26 protein-coding genes are annotated in these 25,592 nt (G+C 59.5%); 16 read left to right on the top strand and 10 right to left on the bottom strand.

Annotated elements, in window-relative coordinates:
- The first annotated feature begins 2 nt into the window (after window positions 1-2).
- Window positions 3-299 carry an integration host factor subunit alpha gene (ihfA, locus tag CRO23_RS13335; RefSeq protein ID WP_004931414.1) on the top strand — a complete coding sequence of 99 codons (297 nt, stop codon included), beginning with the start codon at window positions 3-5 and terminating at the stop codon, window positions 297-299.
- Window positions 300-486: 187 nt separating this feature from the next.
- Here ihfA and CRO23_RS25305 read toward each other — a convergent pair whose 3' ends face one another.
- The gene (locus CRO23_RS25305) at window positions 487-618 is read right to left on the bottom strand and encodes a hypothetical protein (RefSeq protein WP_016927963.1); all 132 of its coding nucleotides are present in this window, start codon (window positions 616-618) and stop codon (window positions 487-489) included.
- Between the two features lie 232 nt (window positions 619-850).
- Between CRO23_RS25305 and CRO23_RS13330 the strand changes: the two genes are divergently transcribed.
- From CRO23_RS13330 to CRO23_RS13260, 15 genes are all read left to right on the top strand, one after another.
- Entirely contained in the window at window positions 851-1,267 is a 417-nt protein-coding gene (locus CRO23_RS13330; protein WP_016927962.1) for a DUF2502 domain-containing protein, read from the top strand.
- Window positions 1,268-1,446: 179 nt separating this feature from the next.
- On the top strand, window positions 1,447-2,454 hold the full coding sequence (gene btuC, locus CRO23_RS13325; protein ID WP_097102163.1) for a vitamin B12 ABC transporter permease BtuC: 1,008 nt from the start codon (window positions 1,447-1,449) through the stop codon (window positions 2,452-2,454).
- A gap of 45 nt (window positions 2,455-2,499) precedes the next feature.
- Complete coding sequence (locus CRO23_RS13320; RefSeq protein WP_004931411.1) at window positions 2,500-3,051, top strand: glutathione peroxidase; 552 nt, start codon at window positions 2,500-2,502, stop codon at window positions 3,049-3,051.
- Between the two features lie 5 nt (window positions 3,052-3,056).
- Window positions 3,057-3,812: a vitamin B12 ABC transporter ATP-binding protein BtuD gene (gene btuD, locus CRO23_RS13315; protein ID WP_016927960.1), complete on the top strand. Its 756-nt coding sequence runs from the start codon at window positions 3,057-3,059 to the stop codon at window positions 3,810-3,812.
- Between the two features lie 396 nt (window positions 3,813-4,208).
- On the top strand, window positions 4,209-5,363 hold the full coding sequence (gene arnB, locus CRO23_RS13310) for a UDP-4-amino-4-deoxy-L-arabinose aminotransferase (protein WP_097102162.1): 1,155 nt from the start codon (window positions 4,209-4,211) through the stop codon (window positions 5,361-5,363).
- Window positions 5,350-6,330, top strand: a complete 981-nt coding sequence (gene arnC / locus CRO23_RS13305) for an undecaprenyl-phosphate 4-deoxy-4-formamido-L-arabinose transferase (protein ID WP_015377702.1) — start codon at window positions 5,350-5,352, stop codon at window positions 6,328-6,330. The genes arnB and arnC overlap by 14 nt, the downstream gene beginning before the upstream one ends.
- Window positions 6,330-8,312, top strand: coding sequence for a bifunctional UDP-4-amino-4-deoxy-L-arabinose formyltransferase/UDP-glucuronic acid oxidase ArnA (gene arnA / locus CRO23_RS13300; RefSeq protein WP_097103097.1), 1,983 nt, complete (start codon window positions 6,330-6,332; stop codon window positions 8,310-8,312). Before arnC ends, arnA begins: the two co-directional genes overlap by 1 nt.
- Window positions 8,309-9,214, top strand: a complete 906-nt coding sequence (gene arnD / locus CRO23_RS13295) for a 4-deoxy-4-formamido-L-arabinose-phosphoundecaprenol deformylase (RefSeq protein WP_016927957.1) — start codon at window positions 8,309-8,311, stop codon at window positions 9,212-9,214. The genes arnA and arnD overlap by 4 nt, the downstream gene beginning before the upstream one ends.
- A complete protein-coding gene (arnT, locus tag CRO23_RS13290) occupies window positions 9,211-10,875 on the top strand; it encodes a lipid IV(A) 4-amino-4-deoxy-L-arabinosyltransferase (RefSeq protein ID WP_097102160.1) in 1,665 nt (554 codons plus the stop codon). The genes arnD and arnT overlap by 4 nt, the downstream gene beginning before the upstream one ends.
- The gene (arnE, locus tag CRO23_RS13285; RefSeq protein ID WP_004931404.1) at window positions 10,872-11,216 is read left to right on the top strand and encodes a 4-amino-4-deoxy-L-arabinose-phosphoundecaprenol flippase subunit ArnE; all 345 of its coding nucleotides are present in this window, start codon (window positions 10,872-10,874) and stop codon (window positions 11,214-11,216) included. Before arnT ends, arnE begins: the two co-directional genes overlap by 4 nt.
- The gene (arnF, locus tag CRO23_RS13280) at window positions 11,213-11,605 is read left to right on the top strand and encodes a 4-amino-4-deoxy-L-arabinose-phosphoundecaprenol flippase subunit ArnF (protein ID WP_016927955.1); all 393 of its coding nucleotides are present in this window, start codon (window positions 11,213-11,215) and stop codon (window positions 11,603-11,605) included. Before arnE ends, arnF begins: the two co-directional genes overlap by 4 nt.
- Window positions 11,606-11,776: 171 nt before the next feature.
- Window positions 11,777-12,241, top strand: coding sequence for an NlpC/P60 family protein (locus CRO23_RS13275; RefSeq protein WP_016927954.1), 465 nt, complete (start codon window positions 11,777-11,779; stop codon window positions 12,239-12,241).
- Window positions 12,242-12,300: 59 nt separating this feature from the next.
- Entirely contained in the window at window positions 12,301-13,314 is a 1,014-nt protein-coding gene (locus CRO23_RS13270; RefSeq protein WP_033640505.1) for a lipoate--protein ligase A, read from the top strand.
- A gap of 514 nt (window positions 13,315-13,828) precedes the next feature.
- Window positions 13,829-14,560, top strand: a complete 732-nt coding sequence (locus tag CRO23_RS13265) for an EAL domain-containing protein (protein ID WP_016927951.1) — start codon at window positions 13,829-13,831, stop codon at window positions 14,558-14,560.
- A 256-nt stretch (window positions 14,561-14,816) separates the two neighbouring features.
- Window positions 14,817-16,259 carry a protein adenylyltransferase SelO gene (locus CRO23_RS13260; protein ID WP_097102158.1) on the top strand — a complete coding sequence of 481 codons (1,443 nt, stop codon included), beginning with the start codon at window positions 14,817-14,819 and terminating at the stop codon, window positions 16,257-16,259.
- 33 nt (window positions 16,260-16,292) lie between these two features.
- Here CRO23_RS13260 and CRO23_RS13255 read toward each other — a convergent pair whose 3' ends face one another.
- The 9 genes from CRO23_RS13255 to ppsR form a co-directional block, all read right to left on the bottom strand.
- The gene (locus CRO23_RS13255; protein ID WP_016927949.1) at window positions 16,293-17,078 is read right to left on the bottom strand and encodes a heme ABC transporter ATP-binding protein; all 786 of its coding nucleotides are present in this window, start codon (window positions 17,076-17,078) and stop codon (window positions 16,293-16,295) included.
- Window positions 17,071-18,075 carry a FecCD family ABC transporter permease gene (locus CRO23_RS13250; protein WP_016927948.1) on the bottom strand — a complete coding sequence of 335 codons (1,005 nt, stop codon included), beginning with the start codon at window positions 18,073-18,075 and terminating at the stop codon, window positions 17,071-17,073. The genes CRO23_RS13255 and CRO23_RS13250 overlap by 8 nt, the downstream gene beginning before the upstream one ends.
- Window positions 18,075-18,905, bottom strand: a complete 831-nt coding sequence (locus CRO23_RS13245) for a heme/hemin ABC transporter substrate-binding protein (RefSeq protein ID WP_097102156.1) — start codon at window positions 18,903-18,905, stop codon at window positions 18,075-18,077. Before CRO23_RS13245 ends, CRO23_RS13250 begins: the two co-directional genes overlap by 1 nt.
- On the bottom strand, window positions 18,902-19,939 hold the full coding sequence (locus CRO23_RS13240) for a hemin-degrading factor (RefSeq protein WP_049300239.1): 1,038 nt from the start codon (window positions 19,937-19,939) through the stop codon (window positions 18,902-18,904). Before CRO23_RS13240 ends, CRO23_RS13245 begins: the two co-directional genes overlap by 4 nt.
- A 66-nt stretch (window positions 19,940-20,005) precedes the next feature.
- The gene (locus CRO23_RS13235; RefSeq protein ID WP_016927945.1) at window positions 20,006-22,078 is read right to left on the bottom strand and encodes a TonB-dependent hemoglobin/transferrin/lactoferrin family receptor; all 2,073 of its coding nucleotides are present in this window, start codon (window positions 22,076-22,078) and stop codon (window positions 20,006-20,008) included.
- Between the two features lie 94 nt (window positions 22,079-22,172).
- Complete coding sequence (gene hemP, locus CRO23_RS13230; RefSeq protein ID WP_016927944.1) at window positions 22,173-22,355, bottom strand: hemin uptake protein HemP; 183 nt, start codon at window positions 22,353-22,355, stop codon at window positions 22,173-22,175.
- A gap of 171 nt (window positions 22,356-22,526) precedes the next feature.
- Complete coding sequence (locus tag CRO23_RS13225) at window positions 22,527-23,012, bottom strand: glutathione peroxidase (protein WP_015377714.1); 486 nt, start codon at window positions 23,010-23,012, stop codon at window positions 22,527-22,529.
- A gap of 105 nt (window positions 23,013-23,117) precedes the next feature.
- A complete protein-coding gene (locus CRO23_RS13220) occupies window positions 23,118-24,164 on the bottom strand; it encodes a 3-deoxy-7-phosphoheptulonate synthase (RefSeq protein ID WP_015377715.1) in 1,047 nt (348 codons plus the stop codon).
- A 196-nt stretch (window positions 24,165-24,360) separates the two neighbouring features.
- The gene (ppsR, locus tag CRO23_RS13215; protein ID WP_161544659.1) at window positions 24,361-25,221 is read right to left on the bottom strand and encodes a posphoenolpyruvate synthetase regulatory kinase/phosphorylase PpsR; all 861 of its coding nucleotides are present in this window, start codon (window positions 25,219-25,221) and stop codon (window positions 24,361-24,363) included.
- Window positions 25,222-25,592 lie beyond the last annotated feature (371 nt).

Genomic DNA, 25,592 nt, shown 5'->3' with positions numbered 1-25,592 from the left:
CTATGGCGCTTACTAAAGCTGAAATGTCAGAACACCTGTTTGAGAAGCTTGGGCTTAGCAAACGGGACGCCAAAGACCTGGTGGAACTGTTCTTTGAAGAGGTCCGTCGGGCCCTTGAGAATGGCGAACAGGTAAAACTGTCGGGTTTTGGCAACTTTGATCTGCGTGACAAGAACCAACGTCCGGGGCGTAACCCGAAGACCGGCGAAGACATTCCGATTACGGCGCGCCGCGTGGTGACCTTCCGTCCGGGGCAGAAGCTGAAAAGCCGGGTAGAAAACGCCAGCCCGAAAGGGTGAGTGACGTGACATCAAAAAAGGCCGCTTGCGCGGCCTTTTTCTTTTCTGAGACAAAATTCAGTTTATTCCTAATCGATAAGACAAGACTTCATTGAGCCGTTAAGTTGGCACGGCGAAAATCATCTCCCTTAATTACAGAATATTCTCATATCTTATTTCGTATAATGCGTGGCTTTTATTTCCCGCTTCAATAACGGCCGTAATAATGGCCAGGGCCGTCGCCGCGATGGCCGCCGCCCCCGTGCGGGCCCCAGCAGCAGGCGCTAAGGGTTGAGGCGAGGGCGACCACGGCCAGCAGCATACCGATACGTTTAATCATCTTATTATCCTCCGGTGGGGATCCGTTTAATTATCATTGTCGTGCCGCTTAAGCGATGTCAGTTATTCGTTAAGCCTTGGCAGAGGCAATAATAATTAAAGGCGGCGGCAAACAGTGTCGGGATTGTGTAAGGCCGTCGAAAACGATCTGAAAATAGGCGCCGGTGAGATAGTCGCTAAATAAGCGCATTGATATAACCACTGCAGCAAGAAAAATAGAGTGAGAAGGCAAAATGAAAAAGATCCTGTTGCTGGTGTGTTTCCCGCTGTTGCTGCCGCTGGCGGCACAGGCCGATGTCTCCGTCGATATCAACGTGCCGGGCGTTTCCCTGCATTTGGGGGATCAGGACCGCCGTGGCTATTACTGGGATGGCTACGACTGGCGTCCCCCGCAGTGGTGGCATGCGCACCAGGGCCGCGGCCTGGGTGAGCGCAATGCGCGCGGTATGTACTGGGACGGCGGACGCTGGCAACCTTCGCCGCCGCGTGGCTATGCGCATCGTGAACCGGAACGCAGCGGCAATCCATTCCACGGCGATCGCGATAGTCGCGACCACGACCGCCGGCATGACGATCGCGGTGACCATGACCGCCGCGATGACGGCCGCGGCCAACCTTATCCGCCGGGCAACGCCGGTCCGCATCGTTAATCCCTGAGTTTATCGGCGGCTGGTTTTGCCATCATTGCTGCGATGACGGGCAAGGCCAGCCGCTGCTTTCCTGAGCCACGATCCACGCAAGACTTCCCCTTGCGGCGTTAACCCCCTAATATTCGACTCAAACGTCAATTATCCGGCCACGACAGCGGCCGGCAGGGAACCGCCGCGCCATGCCAACCAGCCGTACCTTCACCTTACTGTTGCAACATCAACGCTACCGCGATAAACGCCAGCTCGGTCTGTTGGCGCTGGGCGTGGCGGTGGCGTTGCTGGTCAGCCTTTGCGCCGGCGACCAATGGATATGGCCGTCAGCGTGGTTCAGCGATCGAGCGCAACTGTTCGTTTGGCAACTGCGTTTGCCGCGCGCGCTGGCGGTGATGCTGGTCGGCGCAGCCCTGGCGGTGACGGGCGCGGTGATGCAGGCGCTGTTTGAAAATCCTCTGGCGGAGCCCGGTCTGCTGGGCGTCGCTAACGGCGCCGGCGTAGCGTTGGTGCTGACGGTGTTGTTGGGGCACGGTTTGTTGCCGGTGGCGCTGATGAGCGCCGCCGCGATAGCCGGTGCGCTGGCGATGACCTTCTTGCTGCTGGGTTTCGCTCGCCGGCGACGTCTGACCAATGCAAGGCTGTTGCTGGTCGGCGTGGCGCTGGGCATCGTGTGCAGCGCGCTGATGACCTGGGCGGTCTATTTCAGCACCAGCCTCGATCTGCGGCAGCTGATGTACTGGATGATGGGCGGTTTCGGCGGCGTCGACTGGCGCCAAAAGTGGCTGGTGCTGGCGCTGCTGCCGGTGTTGCTGTGGCTGTGTGGCCAGGGCCGAGCGCTCAATCTGATGGCGCTCGGCGAGGTGCAGGCGCGCCAGCTCGGGCTGTCGCTGCATTTGTGGCGTAACCTGCTGGTGCTGGCGATCGGCTGGCTGGTTGGCGTCAGCGTGGCGCTCGCCGGGGTGATCGGCTTCGTTGGGCTGGTGATCCCGCATATTTTGCGGCTCACTGGCCTGACAGACCAGCGCTATCTGCTGCCGGCCTGCGCGCTGGCGGGGGCCGGCGTGTTGCTGGTGGCCGATGTGATCGCTCGCGTTGCGCTGCTGGCGGCCGAGCTGCCGATCGGCGTGGTGACCGCCACGCTGGGGGCGCCGCTATTTATCTGGTTACTGACCCGGACAAAAGGCGTAAGGTAGTTTTCTTCATTCACCTGCCATTAAAAAACCAAAGGATGACAACCGATGAGCAAGCCAATCGACAACCTGCCGTTACAAACCATCGAAAATCAGACGACCACGCTGGGTGCCTATCAGGGCAAGGTGCTGCTGGTGGTCAACGTGGCCTCGGAGTGCGGCCTGACCAAGCAGTACGAAGGGCTGGAAGCGCTGTACGAAACCTATCGCGAACGAGGGCTGGAAGTCCTGGGGTTCCCGTCCAATGAATTCCTGGGCCAGGAGCCGGGCAGCAACGAAGAGATCCTGGCGTTTTGCCGCGGAACCTTCGGCGTGCAATTCCCCATGTTTGCCAAGATTGAGGTGAACGGCGAACACCGTCATCCGCTGTATCAAGCGTTGATTGCCGCACAGCCGGAGGCTGTCGCGCCGGAAGGCAGCGAGTTCCTAGCGCGGATGACCAGCAAGGGGCGTGCGCCGAAGCACCCCGGCGACATTCTGTGGAACTTCGAGAAATTCCTTATCGCGCGCGACGGCACGGTGATCCAGCGCTTCTCGCCTGACACCACACCTGAGGATCCGGCGCTGGTGGCGGCGGTGAAACAAGCGCTGGCAGGATAATACGGATGCTGCAACTCGTTGAGGTTGGGGTGGCGGGGCGCCTGGCGCCTTTTTCGGCACAGATTGACGGCGGGTTGCAGGTTCACCTGATCGGCCCAAATGGCGCAGGGAAGAGTACCCTGCTGGCGCGGGTGGCGGGCATGCTGCCGGGGCTGGGCGAAGTCTGCCTGGACGGACGCGCGTTAGCCGATTATCCGGGGAGCGAGCTGGCGCGCCGACGCGGTTATCTCAGCCAGCAACAGCCGCCGGTGTCGTTGATGCCGGTGTTTCAGTATTTGGCGTTGCACCGGCCTGCCGGCGCGGCGCAAACCGAAGTGGAGCACACCATCCTCTATCTGTGCCAGCGGTTGAAGCTGGTGGATAAACTGTCACGCATGCTGACACAGCTTTCCGGTGGCGAATGGCAACGGGTGCGGCTGGCGGCGGTATTGCTGCAGGTATGGCCCAGCGTCAACCCGCACAGCCGATTGTTGCTGCTGGATGAACCGACCAATAGCCTGGATGTGGCGCAAAAGGTCGCGCTGGATCGCCTGCTGCGCGAATTCTGCCAAAGTGGGCGAAGCGCGCTGGTGTGCGCGCACGATCTGAATCATACCCTGCAGCAGGCCGATCGGGTTTGGTTGTTGCACGCTGGGCAGTTGGTCGCGCAGGGCATCACCCGTGAGGTGATGGCACCCGCACTGTTGTCGCAGATCTATGAAGTGGATTTCCACCTGCAATGGGTGGGGAACCAGCGTTGGATCATGACCCGCACGGCTTAATTCGTCCCGCGGCATAAATGTAAACGAAAACTAAACATAGTGAATATAAATAGCCGGGTAATCATCGGCTATTATTGTGCTGCCTCTCATTTTCTCGTGAGTTTTCTTGAAAAACGCCAATGACGTGCTACGCTTGATTCGGCAAAAATAAAATAAGTAAATAATTATTAATAAATATAATTACTTGATTTTCATAATAAAATTAAATTAATGATGACGGCGCCTATCCATCAGTTCTCCTACTGATGACAATCCTCGTCTTAAGGTTTAGTTAAGCTTGCGGCCTTACATTGGCAGTTAATCCACGGAAACGATTCTTCTCTGGCGTTTAATATTCGTTAAACGAAAGGGATTTACAGTGTCATCAAAAGCAGTTCGATACGTTTGGGGTTAACTATGGATCAATTTTTGCCTTTCTCTCGTCCGGCCATCGGCGACGAAGAAATCGCCGCGGTAGAGAAAGTGCTGCGTTCCGGCTGGATCACCACCGGGCCGCAAAACCAGCAACTGGAAAATGACTTCTGTTCCACTTTCGGCTGTAAGCACGCCATCGCCGTCAGTTCCGCCACGGCGGGCATGCACATCACGCTGATGGCGCTGGGCATCGGCCCCGGCGACGAAGTCATCACCCCTTCGCAAACCTGGGTTTCCACCCTCAACATGATTGAGCTGCTGGGCGCCACGCCGGTGATGATCGACGTTGACCGTGATACGCTGATGGTCAGCGCCGCCGATGTCGAGGCTGCCATCACCCCCAATACCAAAGCGATTGTTCCGGTGCATTATGCCGGTGCTCCCCTGCAGATGGATGCGCTGCGCGCCGTGGCCGAACGCCACCGCTTACCGCTGATCGAAGACGCCGCCCATGCGGTCGGCACGCGCTACAACGGCGAATGGGTCGGCGCACGCGGCACGGCGATTTTCTCTTTCCATGCGATTAAAAACGTGACCTGCGCCGAAGGCGGCCTGATAGCCACCGATGACGATGCGCTGGCGGATCGCCTGCGTTGTCTGAAGTTCCATGGTCTGGCCGTCGATGCCTTCGATCGCCAGCAGCTAGGCCGCAAACCGCAGGCCGAAGTGGTGGAGCCGGGTTACAAGTACAACCTGTCCGACATTCACGCGGCGATCGCCGTGGTGCAGCTGTCACGCTTCGCCGAGTTGAACGCACGGCGTAAGGCGCTGGCACAGCGCTACCTGAGCGCGTTGGAAGGCTCGCCGTTTCAACCGTTGGGCGTGCCGGATTATCCGCATGACCACGCCTGGCACCTGTTCATGGTCCGCGTCGATCCGGCGCGTTGCGGCATCGATCGCGACCAGCTGATGGAGCGCCTGAAAGAGGTTGGCGTCGGCACCGGGCTGCATTTCCGCGCCGCGCACACCCAGAAATTCTACAGTGAGCGTTATCCACAGCTTTCTTTGCCGAATACCGAATGGAACTCGGCGCGGCTGTGCACCTTACCGCTATTCCCTGACATGACCGACGCCGACGTGGATCGCGTGGTCAATGCCTTGTCTTCTGTTGTGGAGTCTTTACGTGTCTCGCGTTGAACCGATTAAAAAAGTGTCGGTAGTCATCCCGGTATACAACGAGCAGGAAAGCCTGCCCGCGTTGCTGGAGCGTACTACTGCCGCCTGTAAGCAGTTATCTCAACCTTATGAAATCATCCTCGTCGACGATGGCAGCAGCGACAACTCCGCTGACATGCTGACCGCGGCGGCGGAAAAGCCGGATAGCCACGTGATCGCCGTTTTGCTGAACCGCAACTACGGCCAGCACTCGGCGATCATGGCCGGTTTCAACCAGGTGACCGGCGATCTGGTGATTACGCTGGACGCCGATCTGCAGAACCCGCCGGAGGAGATCCCTCGTTTGGTCAGCGTGGCGGAAGAGGGCTATGACGTGGTGGGCACCGTGCGCGCCAACCGTCAGGACTCCTGGTTCCGCAAAAGCGCCTCGCGCGTGATCAACATGATGATTCAACGCGCCACCGGCAAGTCGATGGGGGACTACGGCTGCATGCTGCGCGCCTACCGTCGTCATATCGTTGAGGCGATGCTGCACTGCCATGAGCGCAGCACCTTTATCCCGATTCTGGCGAACACCTTCGCCCGCCGCACGACCGAGATCGACGTGCGTCACGCCGAACGCGAGTTTGGCGACTCCAAGTACAGCCTGATGAAGCTGATCAACCTGATGTATGACCTGATCACCTGCCTGACCACCACGCCGCTGCGTTTGCTCAGCGTGGTCGGCAGCATTGTGGCGCTGTCCGGATTTGTGCTGGCGCTGGTGCTGATTGCACTGCGTCTGCTGCTCGGCCCTGAATGGGCCGCCGGCGGCGTGTTCACCCTTTTCGCCGTCCTGTTCACCTTTATCGGCGCCCAGTTTGTCGGCATGGGACTGTTGGGTGAATACATCGGCCGCATCTATACCGACGTGCGTGCGCGTCCTCGCTATTTTGTTCAGAAAGTGGTCGGTGCACAGCATGACCACAATACTCAGGAAGAAGAATGATGAAAGCTATTGTATTTGCTTACCATGATATTGGCTGCGCAGGTCTGAAAGCGCTGACTGAGGCGGGTTATGACGTGCAGGCCGTGTTCACGCACACCGACGACCCTGGTGAGAACAACTTCTTCTCCTCTGTGGCCCGTTTGGGCGCCGAATTGGATCTGCCGGTCTATGCGCCGGAAGACGTAAATCACCCGCTGTGGGTTGACCGCATTCGCGCACTGCAGCCGGACGTGATCTTCTCGTTCTATTACCGTCACATGCTGAGCGACGAGATCTTGTCGCTGGCGCCGCAGGGCGGTTTCAACCTGCACGGCTCGCTGCTGCCGCGTTACCGTGGCCGCGCGCCGGTGAACTGGGCGCTGGTGAATGGCGAAATCGAAACCGGCGCCACGCTGCACAAAATGGTGAAACGCCCGGACGCCGGCGACATCGTCGGTCAGCAGAAAGTGACCATCGCAGACAACGACACCGCGCTGACGCTGCACAAAAAAGTGCTGGAAGCCGCGCAGGTCGTGTTGAAAGAGCAACTGCCGAAACTGAAGAACGGCACCGCCACCTTCACCCGGCAGGATGAGTCTCAGGCCAGCTACTTCGGCCGTCGCACCGCGGCGGACGGCGAGATCCTGTGGCACAAATCCGCTAAAGAGATCAATAACCTGGTGCGCGCCGTCACGGAGCCGTACCCGGGCGCGTTCAGCTACCTCGGCCAGCGCAAACTGATTGTCTGGCGCTCTCGCGTGCTGGACACCCAACACGATAAACAGCCGGGCACCGTGCTGAGCACCTCGCCGCTGGTCATCGCCTGTGGCGAAGGCGCGCTGGAGATCGTCGCCGGTCAGAACGACAGCGGTCTGTACGTGCAGGGCAGCCGCCTGGCGCAGGAAATGGGCATCGTCACCGACGTGCGTTTGGCCGCCAAGCCGAACGCCGTAATGAAACGCCGCACCCGCGTGCTGATCCTCGGGGTTAACGGCTTCATCGGCAACCACCTGACCGAGCGCCTGCTGCGCGACGACCGCTACGACATCTACGGTCTGGATATCGGTTCTGACGCCATCAGCCGCTTCCTCGACAACCCGCGTTTCCACTTTGTGGAAGGCGACATCAGCATCCACTCCGAGTGGATCGAGTATCACATCAAGAAATGCGACGTGGTGCTGCCGCTGGTGGCGATCGCGACGCCGATCGAATACACCCGTAACCCGCTGCGCGTGTTCGAGCTGGACTTCGAAGAGAACCTGAAGATCGTTCGCGACTGCGTGAAATACAACAAGCGCATCATCTTCCCGTCCACCTCAGAAGTGTATGGCATGTGCGACGACAATGAGTTCGACGAAGACCATTCGCGTCTGATCGTCGGGCCAATCAACAAGCAGCGCTGGATCTATTCGGTCTCCAAACAGCTGCTGGATCGGGTGATCTGGGCTTACGGCGCCAAAGAAGGCCTGAAGTTCACGCTGTTCCGTCCGTTCAACTGGATGGGGCCGCGTCTGGATAACCTGGACGCTGCGCGCATCGGTTCTTCTCGCGCCATCACTCAGCTGATCCTCAACCTGGTGGAAGGTTCGCCGATCAAACTGATGGACGGCGGCGCGCAGAAACGTTGCTTCACTGACATCAACGACGGCATCGAAGCGCTGTTCCGCATCATCGAGAACCGCGACGGCCTGTGCGACGGCCAGATCGTCAACATTGGCAACCCGACCAACGAAGCGAGCATTCGCGAGCTGGCGGAAATGCTGCTGGAAAGCTTCAACAACCACCCGTTGCGCGACCGCTTCCCGCCGTTTGCCGGCTTCAAGGACGTAGAGAGCAGCAGCTACTACGGCAAAGGTTACCAGGACGTCGAGCACCGCACGCCGAGCATCAAAAACGCTCACCGTCTGCTGGGCTGGCAGCCGACCATCGAGATGAAGCAAACCGTCGCCGATACGCTGGACTACTTCCTGCGCACTACCGTTCAGGAAGGGAACGGTGCATGAAGAAAGTCGGTCTGCGGGTTGATGTAGATACCTTCAGCGGCACCCGTGAAGGGGTGCCGCAGTTGCTGGACCTGTTCGAAAAGTACGACATTCAGGCCAGCTTCTTCTTCAGCGTGGGACCGGACAACATGGGGCGCCATCTTTGGCGCCTTTTGCGTCCGAAATTTCTGTGGAAAATGCTGCGTTCGAACGCCGCCTCGCTGTACGGCCTGGATATTCTGCTGGCCGGCACCGCCTGGCCGGGGCGCAATATTTCGCGCGCGTTGGGGCCGCTGATGAAGCGCACCGCCGAAGCCGGCCATGAAGTCGGGCTGCACGCCTGGGATCACCAGGGCTGGCAGGCCAAGGTCGGCAAGTGGAGCGAGGCGCAGCTGACCGAGCAGGTGCAGCGGGGCGTCGACGCCCTGAGCGCCTGCACCGGCCAGCCGGTGAAATGCTCCGCCGTGGCGGGCTGGCGCGCCGATACGCGCGTGCTGGAGGTCAAGCAGCGCTTCGGCTTCCATTACAACAGCGATTGCCGCGGCACCCATCCGTTTCGTCCGGTGCTGAGCGATGGGCGTCACGGTACGGTGCAGATCCCGGTCACGTTGCCGACCTTTGACGAAGTGATCGGCAGCGAAGTCAGCATGGCCGACTTCAACGACTACATTCTGCGCGCCATCGAGAACGATCGCGGCGTGCCGGTGTACACCATTCACACCGAAGTGGAAGGCATGTCGCAAGCGGCGATGTTCGAACAGTTATTGCAACGCGCACAGCGGCAGGGCATCGAATTCTGTCCGCTGAGCGCGCTGTTACCGCAAGATTTGGCGTCACTGCCGTTGGGCCGCATCAAGCGCGCTCCTTTCCCCGGCCGCGAAGGTTGGCTGGGCTGTCAAACCGATGTGAAGGACGTTACATGAAGGCGCTAAAAGGATCCTGGGCCATTCTGCTGGCCGTTTTTTTTGCTCTGGTTTACCTGATCCCGCTTAACGGCCGCCTGCTGTGGCAGCCGGATGAAACGCGTTATGCCGAGATCAGCCGTGAAATGCTGCAACGCGGCGATTGGGTGGTGCCGCATCTGCTGGGGCTGCGTTATTTCGAGAAGCCGGTAGCGGGTTACTGGTTCAATAACATCAGCCAGTGGCTGTTTGGCGAAAACAACTTTGCGGTGCGCTTCGGCTCGGTGTTCAGCACCGGCATGACCGCATTGCTGGTGTTCGCGCTGGCGATGCTGATGTGGCGCAATGCGCGCCGCGCCAGCCTGGCGATGTTGATGTTCCTGTCGATGGTGCTGGTGTTCAGCATCGGCACTTACAGCGTGTTGGATCCGATGATTTCGCTGTGGCTGGCGGCGGCGATGGTCAGCTATTACCTGACGCTGAAGGCCTCCTCGGTCAAGGGCAAGCTGGGCGCTTACGCATTGCTGGGCCTGGCCTGTGGCATGGGCTTTATGACCAAGGGCTTCCTGGCGCTGGCGGTGCCGGTGATCGCGGTGATCCCGATCGTCATTCAGCAACGCCGCATCAAGGATCTGCTGTGCTATGGCCCGGTGGCGATCGTGACCGCTACGCTGCTCAGCCTGCCGTGGGCGCTGGCTATCGCGCAACGCGAACCCGATTTCTGGAATTATTTCTTCTGGGTCGAACATATTCAGCGTTTCGCCGAAGATAATGCTCAACACAAGGCGCCGTTCTGGTATTACCTGCCGGTTCTGCTGGCGGCGGTGCTGCCTTGGCTGGCGCTGCTGCCCGGCGCGCTGCTCAAAGGTTGGCGCGAGCGCGTACAGCGTCCGGAGCTGTTCTTCCTGCTGAGCTGGGCGCTGATGCCGCTGATCTTCTTCAGCATCGCCAAAGGCAAGCTGCCGACCTACATTCTACCGTGCATGGCGCCGCTGGCGCTGCTGATGACCGCCTATGCGGAAGACTATGCTGCCACGCTGCGCGCCAAGCTGTTCAAGGCCAATGCCTGGTTGAACGGCCTGTTCGGGCTGATTGGCATCGTGGCGCTGGTGGTGTTGAGCTCCGGTCTGCTGCCGAAAGCGCATCTGTTTACTCCCCAGGAGTGGCCGAAAGTGGTGCTCGGCCTGATCGCCTTCGGCGGCTGGCTGTTGTTCGCATTGGTTTCTGCGCGCGATAACGGCCGCCAATGGCGCTGGGCGGCGGCTTGCCCGGTGCTGCTGTGCCTGGTGATCGGTTACGCCATTCCGCAACAGGTGACCGATTCCAAACTGCCGCAAAACTTCGTCCGCGCCACGATGGCTGAACTGAGCGACAGCCGCTATGTGTTGAGCGACAGCGTCGGATTGGCGGCCGGCCTGGCCTGGGAACTGAAGCGCAGCGACGTGCTGATGTACAGCCAGAAAGGCGAGGTGGCCTATGGTCTTGAGTACCCGGACGCCAAGGGGCACCTGATCAGCGATGCCGACTTCCCGCAGTGGCTGGCGCAGGCGCGCAAGCAGGGCAATGTGTCGCTGGTGTTGCAGCTGTCCCGTGATGAAGCGCTGCCGCAGGAGCTGCCGGTCGCAGACAAGGTGGATCGTATGAACCGCCTGGTGCTGATGTGGTATAAACAGCAACCATGATCGGTTTTTTGTTGGTGATAGTGGTCAGCCTGCTCACCTGTGGTGGGCAGCTGTGCCAGAAACAGGCGGCGCACTGCTGGGAACGGGCAGACGAGGCGCGGCTGAAACAGACGCTGCGCTGGTTGGCGCTGGCGGTGTTGCTGTTGGGGCTGGGCATGGCGGTGTGGCTCAATGTGTTGCAACGCCTGCCGCTCAGCCTGGCTTACCCGATGCTCAGTCTGAACTTCGTGATGGTGACGCTGGCGGCGCGCTGGCTGTTTCATGAGCCGACGACCGTTCGCCACTGGTGCGGCGTGGCGTCGATTATGCTGGGGATCCTGCTGATGAGCGTGCATTCATGAAGGGCTATGCCTGGGGCGCCGCCAGCGTACTGCTGGTGACGCTGGCGCAGTTGCTGATGAAGTGGGGCATGGTGCAGATCCCGCTGATGTCGTTCGCCGACGTCTCGTTGGCGCTGATCGGCGACAACGGGTTGCCGCTGCTGGCGGTGGGCGGCGGCATCTTCGGTTATGCGCTGTCGATGCTGTGTTGGTTCTTTGCGCTGCGCCATCTGCCGTTAAACCGCGCTTATCCTCTGCTGAGCGTCAGCTATGCGCTGGTTTACCTGGCGGCGGTGATCCTGCCGTGGTTTAACGAGTCCGCTACGCTGCTGAAAACGTTGGGCACGCTGTTTATTCTGTTCGGCGTCTGGCTGATTAACAGCAAACCCGAGACAAAATCGCCGGAATAGCGCCAAAACCGGCGATCCCGCCATTATCTCCCTTATGGCGCTTGCCTTTTTCATCGTGCGGGAGATAAATTAACGCCAAATGGCGCTCTCCTTACGTGATGCCGGCTTTGCCTCGCAGGCGGTGGTGTACCGGATGGCATAATGCGGCGACGTGTTCAATGAAGGGATATTATGCGGATGCGTGTGTGGTTTTTATTAGCCAGTTTGATCCTCGCCGGGTGTAGCAGCCATGCGCCGCCGCCCAGCGGCCGCCTGGCGGACTCTATCGTGGTGGTGGCCCAGCTCAACGAACAGTTGCGCCAGTGGTACGGCACGCCATACCGTTACGGTGGTCTGGATCGCGGCGGCGTAGATTGTTCCGGCTTTGTTTACCGCACGTTCCGCGATCGTTTCGATATGCAACTGCCGCGTTCGACCGAAGAACAGACCTCCCTGGGCACCAAGGTTTCACGCGATGAGCTGATGCCGGGCGATCTGGTGTTTTTCAAAACCGGCGGCGGTGAGAACGGCCTGCACGTCGGCATTTACGATACCAACGACCAATTTATCCACGCGTCGACCAGCCGCGGGGTGATCCGCTCCTCGCTCGATAACGTCTACTGGAAGCGGGTGTACTGGCAGGCGCGACGCATTTAGCCTTAACCCGTTGATTTGGTGTATCATGGCGGCATCTCGTGTTTTGAACGGTGCCTGCCATGAACAGCCTGCGTTTACTGATCTCCGACTCCTACGATCCCTGGTTCAACCTGGCGGTGGAAGAGTGCATCTTCCGCGAAATGACCACGCAAAAGATTCTCTTCCTGTGGCGCAATGCCGAAACGGTGGTGATTGGCCAGTCGCAAAACCCCTGGAAAGAGTGCAATACCCGGCGTATGGAGCAGGACGGCATTCGGTTGGCGCGGCGCAGCAGCGGCGGCGGGGCGGTATTTCACGATCTGGGCAATACCTGCTTCACCTTTATGGCCGGCAAACCGGGCTACGACAAGAGCGTCTCGACCGACATCATTCTGCAAGCGCTGCGGCAGTTGGGCGTCACAGCCGGCGCGTCGGGGCGCAACGATCTGGTGATGGAAACCGCCGACGGGCCGCGAAAAATATCCGGCTCGGCCTATCGAGAAACGCAGGATCGCGGTTTCCACCATGGCACGCTGCTGCTGAATGCCGATCTGGAACGGCTGGCGGACTACCTCAATCCGGATCCCAAAAAACTGCAGGCCAAGGGCATCACCTCGGTGCGTTCGCGCGTCGCCAATCTGGCGGAGTTTTTGCCGGGCATCAGCCATGAGCTGGTGTGTGAGGCGATCGTTCAGGCCTTCTTCGCCCACTATGGCGAGACGGCCGAGCCGGAGATCATTTCGCCGGATGTATTCCCCGAACTGCCCGATTTTGCCGCGCAGTTCGCCAAACAGAGCAGCTGGGAATGGAATTTTGGCAAGGCGCCGGCGTTCAGCCACTTGCTTAACGAGCGCTTTGTCTGGGGCGGTGTAGACCTGTTCTTCGATGTGGAGAAGGGGGCGATCGTTCGCGCGCAGGTATTCACCGACAGCCTGAATCCTGCCCCGCTGCAGCGGTTGGCGGAAATGCTGGTGGGCTGCGCGTATCGAAGCGAGCCCGTTGCCGCTTGCTGTGACCGACTGATGGCGGACTATCCTCAGCAGGCGGCCGAATTAGCCGAGCTGCGGCAATGGCTGAGCGAAACGATCCGCTAGCGCGCGCAGGCCAGGTGATGAAGGGATGAGCGTGCTCATCCCTTTTTTTATTGCTGAAATCGACGTTTTGCATGGCGGTAGCGCAGATTTTCTGAAAATCAAGGTGGGCATTTTTTTACGTTTTCAATGCCGCGAATAACGGGCGGAATTGATGCGTTATTAAATTTAATCAGTCGTCGTTAACGGCAGGAAAAATTGGCGTTAAGGAGGAAAGATTATTTTACTTTATTTAGGATTTTTCTTAAATAAAACAAAGGAGATAAGTCAAATTTAGCCATAAATCCATTCAACTTAAGTCAAATACCATTTTGCATAACGCGTTTGGCGCCCGCCATGGCATAAGTCCGGCTGCTTTTCTTTGCGCCTTTCACGATTGTCGTATAGCTTTAATCTATCAATTAAATGATATTTCATGGGTATTTACATTGATATTTCCGATTAATCCCAGAGGGATTGATCGATAAAATATATTGATATACGATGATACGCTAGCCATTCATCCTGTGGCATTAAAATGAACATCCAACTCGAAGCTGACTTTATTAGTAGCTATGTTTTTCAACCTGTTTACTCAATGGAGGGCGGGCTGTTGGCGGTGGAAATGTTGAGCCGTTTCAACAGTCTAGATGGTGATTTAGCCATGCCGGCCGAAATTGGGATTAATTTATTGGCGCCTGAACAAAGGATTGAGTTATTTAATGAGCAACTGAAACTTGCGGAGCAGCATGCGGCTTGGTTTACCGGTAACAACGTGCAGTTGACCATCAATATCGAAGAAACCATCGTTGAGCTTATTCTTTCCGATTCGGCGTTGGGCCAAAGGATCGGGCAATATCCTTTTATTGCATTTGAAATCAGTGAGAGTTTTCCGAATCTTTCGGCCGGCAAGAACAACCCGAGCGTGCGGCGATTAAGCGAAATGTTTACGCTGTGGCTCGATGATTTCGGTTCCGGTAAGGCCACGTTGACTGCGTTGTACGACGGTTTGTTTGACTACGTAAAGATAGACAAACGTTTTTACTGGCAGCTGTTTACCCATCAGGGGTATGACGTGGTCATTGACTCGTTGTTAAAGAATATCAACCTGTTATGTAAAGGCGTGATCGTCGGAGGAATAGAGAAAAAAGAGTATTTTAATAAACTCAGATACGCCGGTGTTTTAGGCCTGCAAGGTTTTTTATGGCCCAGCGTTGGTGTGGATAATCTGCAGGCTTTGCTGACGATGCCCAGCGAGTTCAATAATTAAGAAGTGATATAAAAAACTACACCCTATGAGGTCAATAATGCGCGGAGTGAGGTTACCGTGATCCCGCCGTCGTTATTCACCTCGTTTTGGGCTGATAACCGCGTTTGTCCGCCAGCGTTAAACCGCGTTCCCCCCGCCAAGCGGAAGCGCCAAACTCCCTGCATCCGTCCTGACGGCAGGCGGATGCGTTCTCCCTGCATTCCTTCGGTGTTAATCCGCCCGTTCACGCTCTACACTACGCTGAAACGGAGGGCCTATGCCGCAGTTCGATAACGCTTACTACCAACAGTTACCTGGTTTCTACACCGCTCTGAATCCAACGCCGCTTAAGGATGCGCGCCTGCTGTACCATAGCGAGCCGCTGGCGCGTGAACTGGGGCTGGATGAAAGCTGGTTTACTCAGGATAAAACCCCGATTTGGGCGGGAGAAACGCTGCTGCCGGGCATGCAGCCGCTGGCGCAGGTGTACAGTGGCCACCAGTTCGGCGTGTGGGCCGGGCAACTGGGAGATGGCCGCGGCATTTTGCTGGGCGAACAGCGCCTGGCGGACGGCAGCCACCGCGACTGGCACCTGAAGGGCGCCGGGCTGACGCCGTATTCGCGCATGGGTGATGGCCGCGCGGTGCTGCGTTCGGTGATCCGCGAGTTTCTGGCCTCTGAGGCGCTGCACCATCTGGGGATCCCCACCACCCGAGCGTTGACCATCGTCACCAGCCAACAACCGGTATATCGCGAGCAGCCGGAACGCGGCGCCATGCTGATGCGGGTGGCGGAAAGCCATGTGCGCTTCGGCCACTTCGAACACTTTTATTACCGTAAACAGCCGGAGCAAGTGCGGCAACTGGCGGATTTCGTCATCGCCCATCACTGGCCACAGCTGCAGGATCAGGCTGAGCGTTACCTGCTGTGGTTTACCGACGTGGTCGAACGCACGGCGCGTTTGATCGCCCATTGGCAAACCGTCGGTTTCGCCCACGGCGTGATGAACACCGACAATATGTCGATTCTCGGCATCACCATCGATTACGGCCCTTATGGCTTCCTGGACGACTACCAGCCCGGCTATATCTGCAACCACTCCGATCACCAGGGACGTTACGCCTTCGACAATCAGCCGGCGGTGGCGCTGTGGAACCTGCATCGCCTGGCGCAGACCCTGTCGGGGCTGATGACCACCGAACAGCTGCAGCAGGCGCTGGCGGCGTATGAGCCGGCGCTGATGCGCGCCTACGGTGAACAGATGCGCGCCAAACTCGGCTTCTTCACGCCGACGGCGCAGGATAATGACGTGCTCACCGGTTTGTTGAGCCTGATGGCGCAGGAAGGGCGGGACTATACCCGCACGTTCCGCTTGTTGAGTGAGACCGAACAGCAGCAGGTGCAGTCGCCGTTGCGCGACGAGTTTATCGACCGTGCGGCGTTCGACGCCTGGTATCAGCAGTATCGTCAACGTTTGCAACAGGAACAGGTCAGCGATGCGGAACGGCAACGGGTGATGAAGGCGGTGAACCCGCGCCTGATCCTGCGCAACTATCTGGCGCAGCAGGCGATTGAGGACGCAGAGAAAGACGACGTGGGCCGTTTGCAGCGGTTGCATCAGGCTCTGCTGAGGCCGTTCGACGATGCGCCGGAGTATGACGATCTCGCCGCGCTGCCGCCGGACTGGGGCAAACATCTGGAGATTTCCTGTTCCAGCTGAGATGAAAAAGGGCGCCTCATGGCGCCCTTGATGTTATTGACGTAGATAGACCTGCGGCAGCGACGCTTCGGGATGATGCACCACGCCGAGATCGGCCTGATACCAGCGGGTGAGAATGTCGGCCTGCAGCACTTCCTGCGGCGTGCCGCTGGCCACCAGGCGGCCCTGATGCAACAGCAGGATCCGATCGGCGTACAGCGCGGCCAGATTGAGATCGTGCAGCACGCAGCAGACGCCCAGCGGCTGTTGGCGCGTCAGCGAGCGCAGCAGGCGCAGGGTGTGCTGCTGGTGATACAGGTCCAGCGCCGAGGTCGGCTCGTCGAGGAACAGCCAGGCGGGGGACGGTTGCGGCTGCCACAACTGCGCCAACACCCGCGCCAGCTGCACCCGTTGTTGTTCGCCGCCGGAAAGCTGACGGTAGTCGCGCTGCGCCAGCGCCAGGCAGTCGGTTTGTTCCATCACCTGTTGGAGCGCCTGATGCTCGTCGCGTTTGCCGTGCGGCGCCCGCCCCATGCTGACCACTTCTTCCACGCTGAAGGGAAACGCCAGATCGCTGTACTGGCGCATCACGGCCCGGACTTTGGCCAACTGCTGCGGCGCCCAGTGTTCCAGCGGGCGGTCGAGCAGCCGGCATTCGCCGCAGTCCGGCGTCAGATAGCCGGTCAGCAAGCGCAACAGCGTCGATTTTCCGGCGCCGTTAGGGCCGATAATCGCCACCATCTCACCGCTGGCGAGGCTGAGTGAAACGTCGTTGATCAGGCGGCGCGTACCGAGGCTGTAGCGCAGCTCTCGGGCCGTCAGGCAGGCGGCGTTATCCACCGGTTCGCTCCCGCTGGCGCATCACCAGCCACAAGAAATAAGGACCGCCGATCAGGCTGGTCATCAACCCCACCGGCATTTCGGCCGGCGCCACCAGCGTGCGCGCCAGCGTATCGCTGACCAGCAACAGGCAGGCGCCGCCCAGCGCGGAGCAGGGCAGCAGCCAGCGGTGATCGCCGCCGAGACGCATGCGCACCAGATGGGGCACCACCAGACCGACGAAACCGATCACGCCGCTCATCGCCACCGCCGCACCGATCAGCAGCGCGCTCAGCAACAGCAGCTGCAGCTTGGCGCGCTGGACGTTCACCCCGAGATAGTGGGCCTCTTCATCCCCCAACTGCAACAGGTTCAGCCGGCGCGCCTGCAGCAGCGTCAGCAGCGCCGTAGGCAGGATCAGCGAGGCCGAAACCGCCAGCGTCGGCCACTGCGACTGGCTGAGGCTGCCCATCATCCACAGCGAGAACTGGCGCAGCTGTTGATCGCTGCTGACGTAAGAGAGCACGCCGATGGCCGCCATGCACAGGGCGTTGATGGCGATGCCCGCCAGCAGCAGCCGCGACAGATTGCCGTGCCCGCTGCGGCTGATGCCGTAGATCAACAACGATACCAGCAGGCTGCCGAGGAACGCCGCCAGCATATGGCCGTACAGCGCGATCGTCACCGGCAACGCCAGCGGCATCACGATGAACAGGGCGACAAACAGCGCGCCGCCGCTGCTGATGCCCAGTAGGCTCGGATCCGCCAGCGGGTTGCGGAACAGCCCCTGCATCACCGCGCCGGACACCGCCAATGCGCAGCCGATCACTACCGCCAGCAGCACGCGCGGCAGACGAATGTTCAGCCAGATGTGCCAGGCGGCGTCGCTGAAGGGTTCGCGCCACAGGGTGCGAAACGACAGCGTCAGCGCGCCCAGGTTGGCGGCGACCAGCGCCAGCAGCGTCAGCAGCACCAGCAGACCGATGATGGCCAACTGAGGCGAGGTGCGACAGCGCATTACTTTTGCTCCGCCGCGTGGCGCAGCTTGGCCAGCGCCGCCGGCGTTTCCAGACCGAAACCCAGCAGCGCCATGTCATCGACGATCAGTACGCGGCGCTGCTTGCCCGCCGGCGTCAACGCCAGGCCCGGCAGCGTCCACAGCTGCTGTTCGCCGCCGAGGGTGCGCACGCCGTCGGTGGTGACCAGCAACAGATCCGGCGCGCTGGCGATGACGCCTTCCTGCGACAGCGGACGGTAGCGGTCAAAGCCCTGCATGGCGTTTTTCAGTCCGGCGGCGGCGATCACCGCGTCGGCGGCGGTGTGTTGCCCGGCGGCCATCGGCGTAATGCCGCCGTGGCTCATCACAAACAGCACCTTGACCGGCAGCGGAGAGGTGTCGACCGCCGCCAGCTGCTGTTGATAGCGCTCGCTCAGCTGTTTGCCTTGCTCAACGCGTTGCAGCGCGGCGGCGATCGTAGCGATTTTCTGCGGCACCGCCTGCAGGGTGGTGTCACCCGGCACGCTGACCACTTTGACGCCGCTGTCCGCCAGCTGTTTGAGCACCAGCGCCGGTTGCGCCAGCTCGGTCGTCAGCACCAGCGTCGGTTTGAGCGCCAAAATGCCTTCGGCATTCAGCTGGCGCATGTAGCCGACGTCCGGCAGCGTTTTCACCGCCGCCGGGTGCAAGCTGGTGCTGTCACGGGCGATCACGTCGTCGCCGGCGCCGAGCGCGAAGGCGATTTCCGTCACGTCGCCGCCGATCGAGACGATGCGCTGCGCCGCCGCCGCGGTGAGCGGCAGCGCCAGCGTCATCATCAGCGCCAGGCGGCGGATCAAGGAAGATTTCATGCGGCGATATCCTTGGCGGCGAGCGCGGCAACCTGCTCGCGCCACTGGGTTTGCTCCGGCTGGCCTTCGGTGCGTTGGCCATACAGCTGCGCGATCTGCGTGCCGTCGGCGGCGAACAGCTCCAGGCTGGTGACGATGCCGTCCTTGGTCGGTTTGCGGGTGATCCAGCTTTCGGCGATGGCGTCTTCGATCAGGTGCAGCGTGAAGCGGCGGTTGAACACGTTGATCCAGCCTTCCTGCGGCATCAAACGTTCGATCTGGCCGGTGAAGATCTGTACGCAGCCGCGGTTGCCGACGAATATCATGATCTCGTTTTGCTGCTGCTGCGCCGCTTCCAGCAGCTGCGACAGCGCGCTGTTGTCCACCTGATAGGCCAGATCGTCGCCGACGGCGCGGAACGCCTGCTGGCGCGTGAGTTTATTGCGGCTCAGCAGCTGGAAGAACTGGTGAACGTCGGTCATCGCGCGCCATTCAGCGTCGATTTTGGCATGATCTTGCGTTGTTTCATCAACGGTATTCGCCTCGACGGGCTGCAGCGTCAGCGCCGGGTTTTCTTCGCTCAGATGGCGTTCCACCAGCGCCATCCAGGCCGGCAGATCGGTTTCCTCGGTGGTGTAGACCTTGTGCAGCGCATCGCCCTGTTGGTCGAAGAACTGGATGCTGTGGCGCACGCCGCGTTTGTTGGTTTCGCTCATGGCGAAAACGCTGGTCCAGTGGTTGAGGAACAGACGCAGATCCAGCTCGCGCGGGTTGAGGATCAGCCCGGCGTGGCCGTTAAGGTGCTGGTTGCGGTAGCGGCCCATCTGCTCATGCACCGCATAGCTGTTGCGGGTGATGGACTTGGTGACGCCGACCTGCTCAAGCTCGGTCAGCAGGGTGCGCGCGTCGGCCTGCAGGCGGCGGGCGTCGTGGCCGACGCGGGCGTGCGTCAGCTCCGCTTCGCTGACGCCAAGGATCGCCGCCAGATCGCGGGCGTATTTGCCGGGGTGATCGATTTTAGCCTGTTGGTAGCGTTCGTATAGGGTGTTGCTCATGCCGGATTCTCCTGCGCTGTAATGCGAACGGCGGACAATCGGGTTGTCCGCCAGATAGTCAAATGATTACCACTGGTAGCTGACCAGCAGTTTGGCGTTGCGGCCATCCTGCGGGATGCCCTGCGGCGAGTAATATTCTTTGTCGAAGGCGTTACCCAACACCACGGTGGTGGTCATGCCCTGCAGACGGTCGCGTCCCTTGTAGCTCAGATAGAAGTCGTTGACGCCATAACCGGCTTGTTCGGCCGTGCCTGTCTCCACGCGCGTCGCGCGTTCGGCGAAGGTGGCGACCCAGCCGGCAGACAGACCGGTTTCGCCCAGCGGCACGTCCAGCGAGCTGGTGACGGTGTCCGGATTGATGCTGCTTAACCAGTCACCGGTCGCTTCATTTTTGCCACGGGTGCGGTTGTAAGCCAAATCCCAGCCGAACCAGGGGGTTTTATAGCTGAGCGTAGCGTCCCATCCCCAGATTTTGGCGCGATCGACATTGGTCGAGAAGGTGGTGCAACTGATGCAGTAAGGGCCGCGCGGACCGCGTCCCAGTTCCATCGTGACATCGGTGGTGATGTAGTCCTTGGCTTTGGTATCGAAATAGCTGGCTTTGAACTGCAGGCTATCATCGGCCAGCATCAAATCATCGAAACGCAGACCAAACCCGTACTCTTGGGTCTCGTTGGTTTCCGGCTTCAAATTCGGGTTAGGCACCCAATAGTTGGTGATGGTGGTTGGTCCCATTGGAATAGAGAAGTGCTTGGAGTCGTTGTACATCTCACCCATCGTTGGCGCGCGGAACGCCTGAGAATAGGAGCCGAACAGCATCAGCCAGTCGGTAGGCGTAATGCTGACTGCGCCGCGTGAGGACCATTTGTTCGCATCCACATCGGCATAGCCGTCGCTTGAGCCCTTGTAATTGTCATAGCGGGTGCCGGCGAGCAGGGTGACGGGCAGATCGCGCAGCGTGATTTCGTCCTGCAGCCAGCCTGAAGCGAAGTTGATTTTTGCGTGCGGGAAACTTTCGGTAGCGCCGCCCGGCGTTTGCTCCTGTTTGTAAGCCTCGGTGCCGTAGGTCAGCAGATGTGAAGCGAAAGTATCCGCAAACAGGCGCGTGCGGTTTTCGAGTTTGGCGCCTTTCGTGGTTTGTTTACGCGCTTCATCCTCGCTGCCATTGGCGTGAGCGTTAATTTTCACGTCTGAATAATACACTTTCGCTTCCGCATCCAGCCAATCCTGGCCGATCGGCTTCAGTTTGTAACTCAATGCCGCATCGCGTTGAATCGTCGAACGATCGGTCATTAAGTTTCCACTGGAGCTGGCTGGGGTTTGCGGGTTTTTCGGCTCCTGGGCGCTGTTGTTGTAGTAGCGCAGGTTGCCGCTTAGCGACTGGCTATCGTCGATCTTCCAGGTGCCTTTAGCCAGCACGTTGCTGATGGTTTCGTCGTTAGGCGCATCGAAGCCGTTGCCCTGACGAAGATCGCCGACGTCGCGGGTGCCGAACGACAGCAGGCCGTCGAGGTTATCGGTCTTGCCGTAGGCGCTGGCGCCCATGCCCAGGCTGTGGTCGCCGGTGCCGGCGGTGCCGTAGACGCGGAACCCGCTATCTTGGCCCGGCAGCAGCAGATCGGCGGCATCGACGGTCTCATAAGACACTACGCCACCCAACGCGCCGCTGCCGTACAGCAACGCGGAGGGGCCGCGCACGATTTCAATGCGTTTCACTAACGCAGGATCCAAAAAAGTGCCGTTAATATGGCCGGTATCGGTCCCCTGGCGGATGCCGTCAACCAACGTCAGCACGCCGCGTCGGTCGTAACCGCGCATCATGAGATCCTGCCCATTGCTGCGCCCGGAACCCGTGACGGTAATGCCCGGCACGCGGCGCAGCATATCGGCGGCGGTGCCTGCAGTTTGACTTTCCGGCGAGTTGCCTTCGATGACCGTGACCATCATCGGCGCTTCAAAGCTGCTGCGTTGGTTGCCGGTGGCGACCACGGTCATGGTCTCGTCGGCGTTTTTGGCCGCTGCCGCGTTGGAAGAAGTTGTTGTGCTGGTGTTTTGTGCCAAGGCCACCGTAGGCAGAGCGCAGGCAATCGCCAGACTCAACGCGGAAAAACGCAGCCGGGTGGAAAATGTCAGAGGCATGGTGCAACTCTCCGTATGTAATAAAACATATCAATAGATTTGCTGGCTGCCTGGATCAAACGATCGGGGTGGCTGGCGTTTGAGGGTTCTGTGGTTATTTGGTCAGGATCAATTTCCCGGCTTTGGTCTGCCGCAGCTGATAGCGCTGGCCCTGATGGGTAATGAACGCGATGCCGTCGGCGCCGAGCAGCTGTGCGCTGTCGTAGCTGGGCGGCGCGTTTGCGCTGTGCTCGGTCGGGGCCGCGGCGGCGGGGGTTGGCGTGTTGGCAGTATCCATCATCATTGTGCTTATAAAACAGATTATTAAATGGTAATTAATATCAAACTGAGAATCATTATCATGTGAAGGAAAGGTTACATCAAGGAAAATTTTCTTACCGATGGAACCTTTTTGTCGAACGGACATCCGGCAGCGGGCCGAGCGCACTGGGCCCGTAAAAAAGGGGCGTTATTTCAGCAGGGTTTCGATGCGGTCAAACAGGCGTTCGGGCTTGGTGATCGGCGCAAAGCGCGTCACGCGCTGGCCGTCGGCGGTGAGCAGGAACTTGGTGAAATTCCATTTGATGCGGCGGCTGCCCAGAATGCCGGGCGCCAGGCGTTTCAGCTCATTGAATAGCGGGTGGGCGCCGGGGCCGTTAACGTCGATCTTGCTGAACAGCGGGAAACTGACGCCGTAGTTGAGGCTGCAAAAATTGGCGATCTCCAGCGGACTGCCCGGCTCCTGAGAACCAAACTGGTTGCAGGGGAAGCCGAGCACCATCAGGCCGCGCTCGCGATAGTATCGCCACAAATTTTCCAGCCCGCGGTATTGCGGGGTGAAGCCGCACTTGCTGGCGGTGTTGACCACCAGGTAAGCGCGCGCCGGGAAATCGCCCAGCGTTTTTTGCTCGCCCTGCAGCGTGACGCAGGGAATGGATAACAGAGAGTGAATCATGCCGGGGCTCCCAGTGCGTTTCGGCGGGTGCTAAAGCGTTGCAATCAGTATAGATGAGCGGGACAGAAGGGAGAAAGCCGGGGCGAGGCCCCGGTCTATGTTGCGTCAGAAACGGCTATCGACCGCATCCGCCAGCATCGCCAGCAACTGTTCGCTGTCGGACCAGCTCAGGCAAGGATCGGTGATCGACTGACCATAGGTCAACGGTTGGCCGGCGACGATCTTCTGCGTGCCTTCCACCAGGAAGCTTTCCGCCATCACGCCGGTGATGGCGGCAGAGCCGGCGCGGATCTGCTGGCAGACGTTGTCGGCCACTTCCAACTGGCGGCGGTGCATTTTCTGGCAGTTGCCGTGGCTGAAGTCGATCACCAGGTGCTCCGGCAGATCGAATTCACGCAGGCTGTCACAGGCGGCGGCGATATCGCTGGCGTGGTAGTTCGGCGTTTTGCCGCCGCGCATGATGATGTGGCCGTACGGGTTGCCGCTGGTCTGGTAGATGGTCATCTGGCCATGTTTGTCCGGCGACAGGAACATGTGCCCGGCGCGCGCCGCGCGAATGGCGTCGATGGCGATGCGGGTGTTGCCGTCGGTGCCGTTTTTGAAGCCGACCGGGCAGGAGAGCGCCGAGGCCATTTCACGGTGGATCTGGCTTTCGGTGGTGCGTGCGCCGATGGCGCCCCAGCTGATCAGATCGGCGATGTATTGGCCGACGACCATGTCCAGGAATTCGGTGGCGGTCGGCAGGCCGAGCTGGTTCACTTCCAGCAGCAGGCGGCGTGCCATTTCGATGCCGCGGTTGACCTGGAAGGTACCGTCCAGCGCCGGATCGGAGATCAGGCCTTTCCAGCCGACGACGGTGCGCGGTTTTTCGAAATAGGTGCGCATTACGATCTCCAGGCGATCCTGGTAGCGCTCGCGCAGGGCGTTCAGCCGGCCGGCGTAATCGACGGCGGCGTCGAGATCGTGGATCGAGCAGGGGCCGATCACCACCAGCAGGCGGCGGTCTTCACCGGTGAGGATTTTTTCAATGCGTTTACGTGACGCTGTCACGTTATCGGCGATGGCCGCCGAGATCGGCAGCTTGTCCGCCAACGCTTGCGGCGTGACGAGGCTGTCGATGCGCGCGGTCCGCAGTTCATCTGTTTTGTGCATGTTGTTCCCTGGAAACTGTTCTTCTCTGCGGCAGGAGTGCCGGGAAGTGATGGCGATCACAATAACGCAAAAAGCGCTGAATTCAACCGTAGAGATTGTGTTCTGTTGATCAAAGCCGCGAAAAAAAGCACAAAAAAATCAGCTGCTGCTGAAATAAACGGCAGGCGGCGGGGCACGGGGCCCCGCGAGGGAAAGATCAGAACATGCGGCGGCTCATGCCAAGGATGTCGAGGATTTTGGTGGAGATCTCTTCGACCGAATAGTTGGTGGTATTGAGGTAGCGGATCTGATTTTTGCGGAACAGCGCCTCGACCTCGGCGAGCTCCATGCGGCACTGGCGCAGTGAGGCGTAACGGCTGTTTTCGCGCCGTTCTTCGCGGATCGCCGCCAGGCGTTCCGGATCGATGGTCAGGCCGAATAATTTATGCTGAAACGGTTTCAGCGAGGCCGGCAGGTGCAAATTGTCCATATCGTCGGCGATAAACGGATAGTTGGCGGCGCGGATGCCGAACTGCATCGCCAGATAAAGGCTGGTGGGGGTTTTGCCGCAGCGCGACACGCCGAGCAGGATCACCTGCGCCTGATCGAGATTGCGCAGCGAAATGCCGTCGTCATGCGCCAGGGTATAGTCGATGGCGGCAATGCGCGCGTCGTACTTGCCGAGGTTGCTGGCGGTCAGACCGTGGGTGCGGTTCGGCACCGGCGTTGGCTCCACGTCCAGCTCACCCTGCAGCGGGCCGACCAGCGCCTGCACGATATCCTGACAGAAGCCTTGGCTTTGCACGATCACATCGCGCACTTCCGGCGAGATGATGGAGTAAAACACCAGCGGCCGCACACCGGTTTCATTATAGATATCATCGATTTGTTGGCGAACTGCGCGTGCGCGCGCCTCGGTTTCGACAAACGGCAAGGTGTAAGTGGTCGCCGTGACCGGGAACTGCGACAGCACCGCGTGCCCCAGCACTTCGGCGGTGATCGCCGTACCATCCGAAATATAAAAAACGCTTCTTTCCACCCGAGGCTCCTTACCTGAAAACGGTGTTCCTGCTGTCATCACTGCCAATATCATGAGCCGCAGACGATCCGCGGGTAAAGGGGCGAGGGAAAAAATTGTGACGGCGGGGCGGTAAAGCGTCTTGCGGCGGCGCGCGAAAAAAAAGCGCGCGTTGGCGGCGATAGAAATCGCGGCGCAGCGACGCTTTTCGAGCCGAAACGTAAATTTGCCGCTATTTTCACCAAAAATGATAGCGTTTGCGTGGTCATTAAAACAGAATTTTAAAAAGAGCGTAATTTGTTGAGAACTAAGCTTTTCGTGCGATTGGGAACGGTTCCCAGGCAAATCAGCCGGTTAGGACATTCTCTTAAAAACCACTTTCTTCAGTGGGTTGATCGATTCACCTTTCCATTTTCCCCGGATCAGTGTGC

Origin of the sequence: Serratia sp. JKS296 (assembly GCF_900215445.1) — a bacterium.
Lineage (GTDB): Bacteria > Pseudomonadota > Gammaproteobacteria > Enterobacterales > Enterobacteriaceae > Serratia > Serratia marcescens.
Note: the sequence above shows the minus strand (reverse complement) of the source record. Positions and strands in the feature narration are given on the sequence as shown.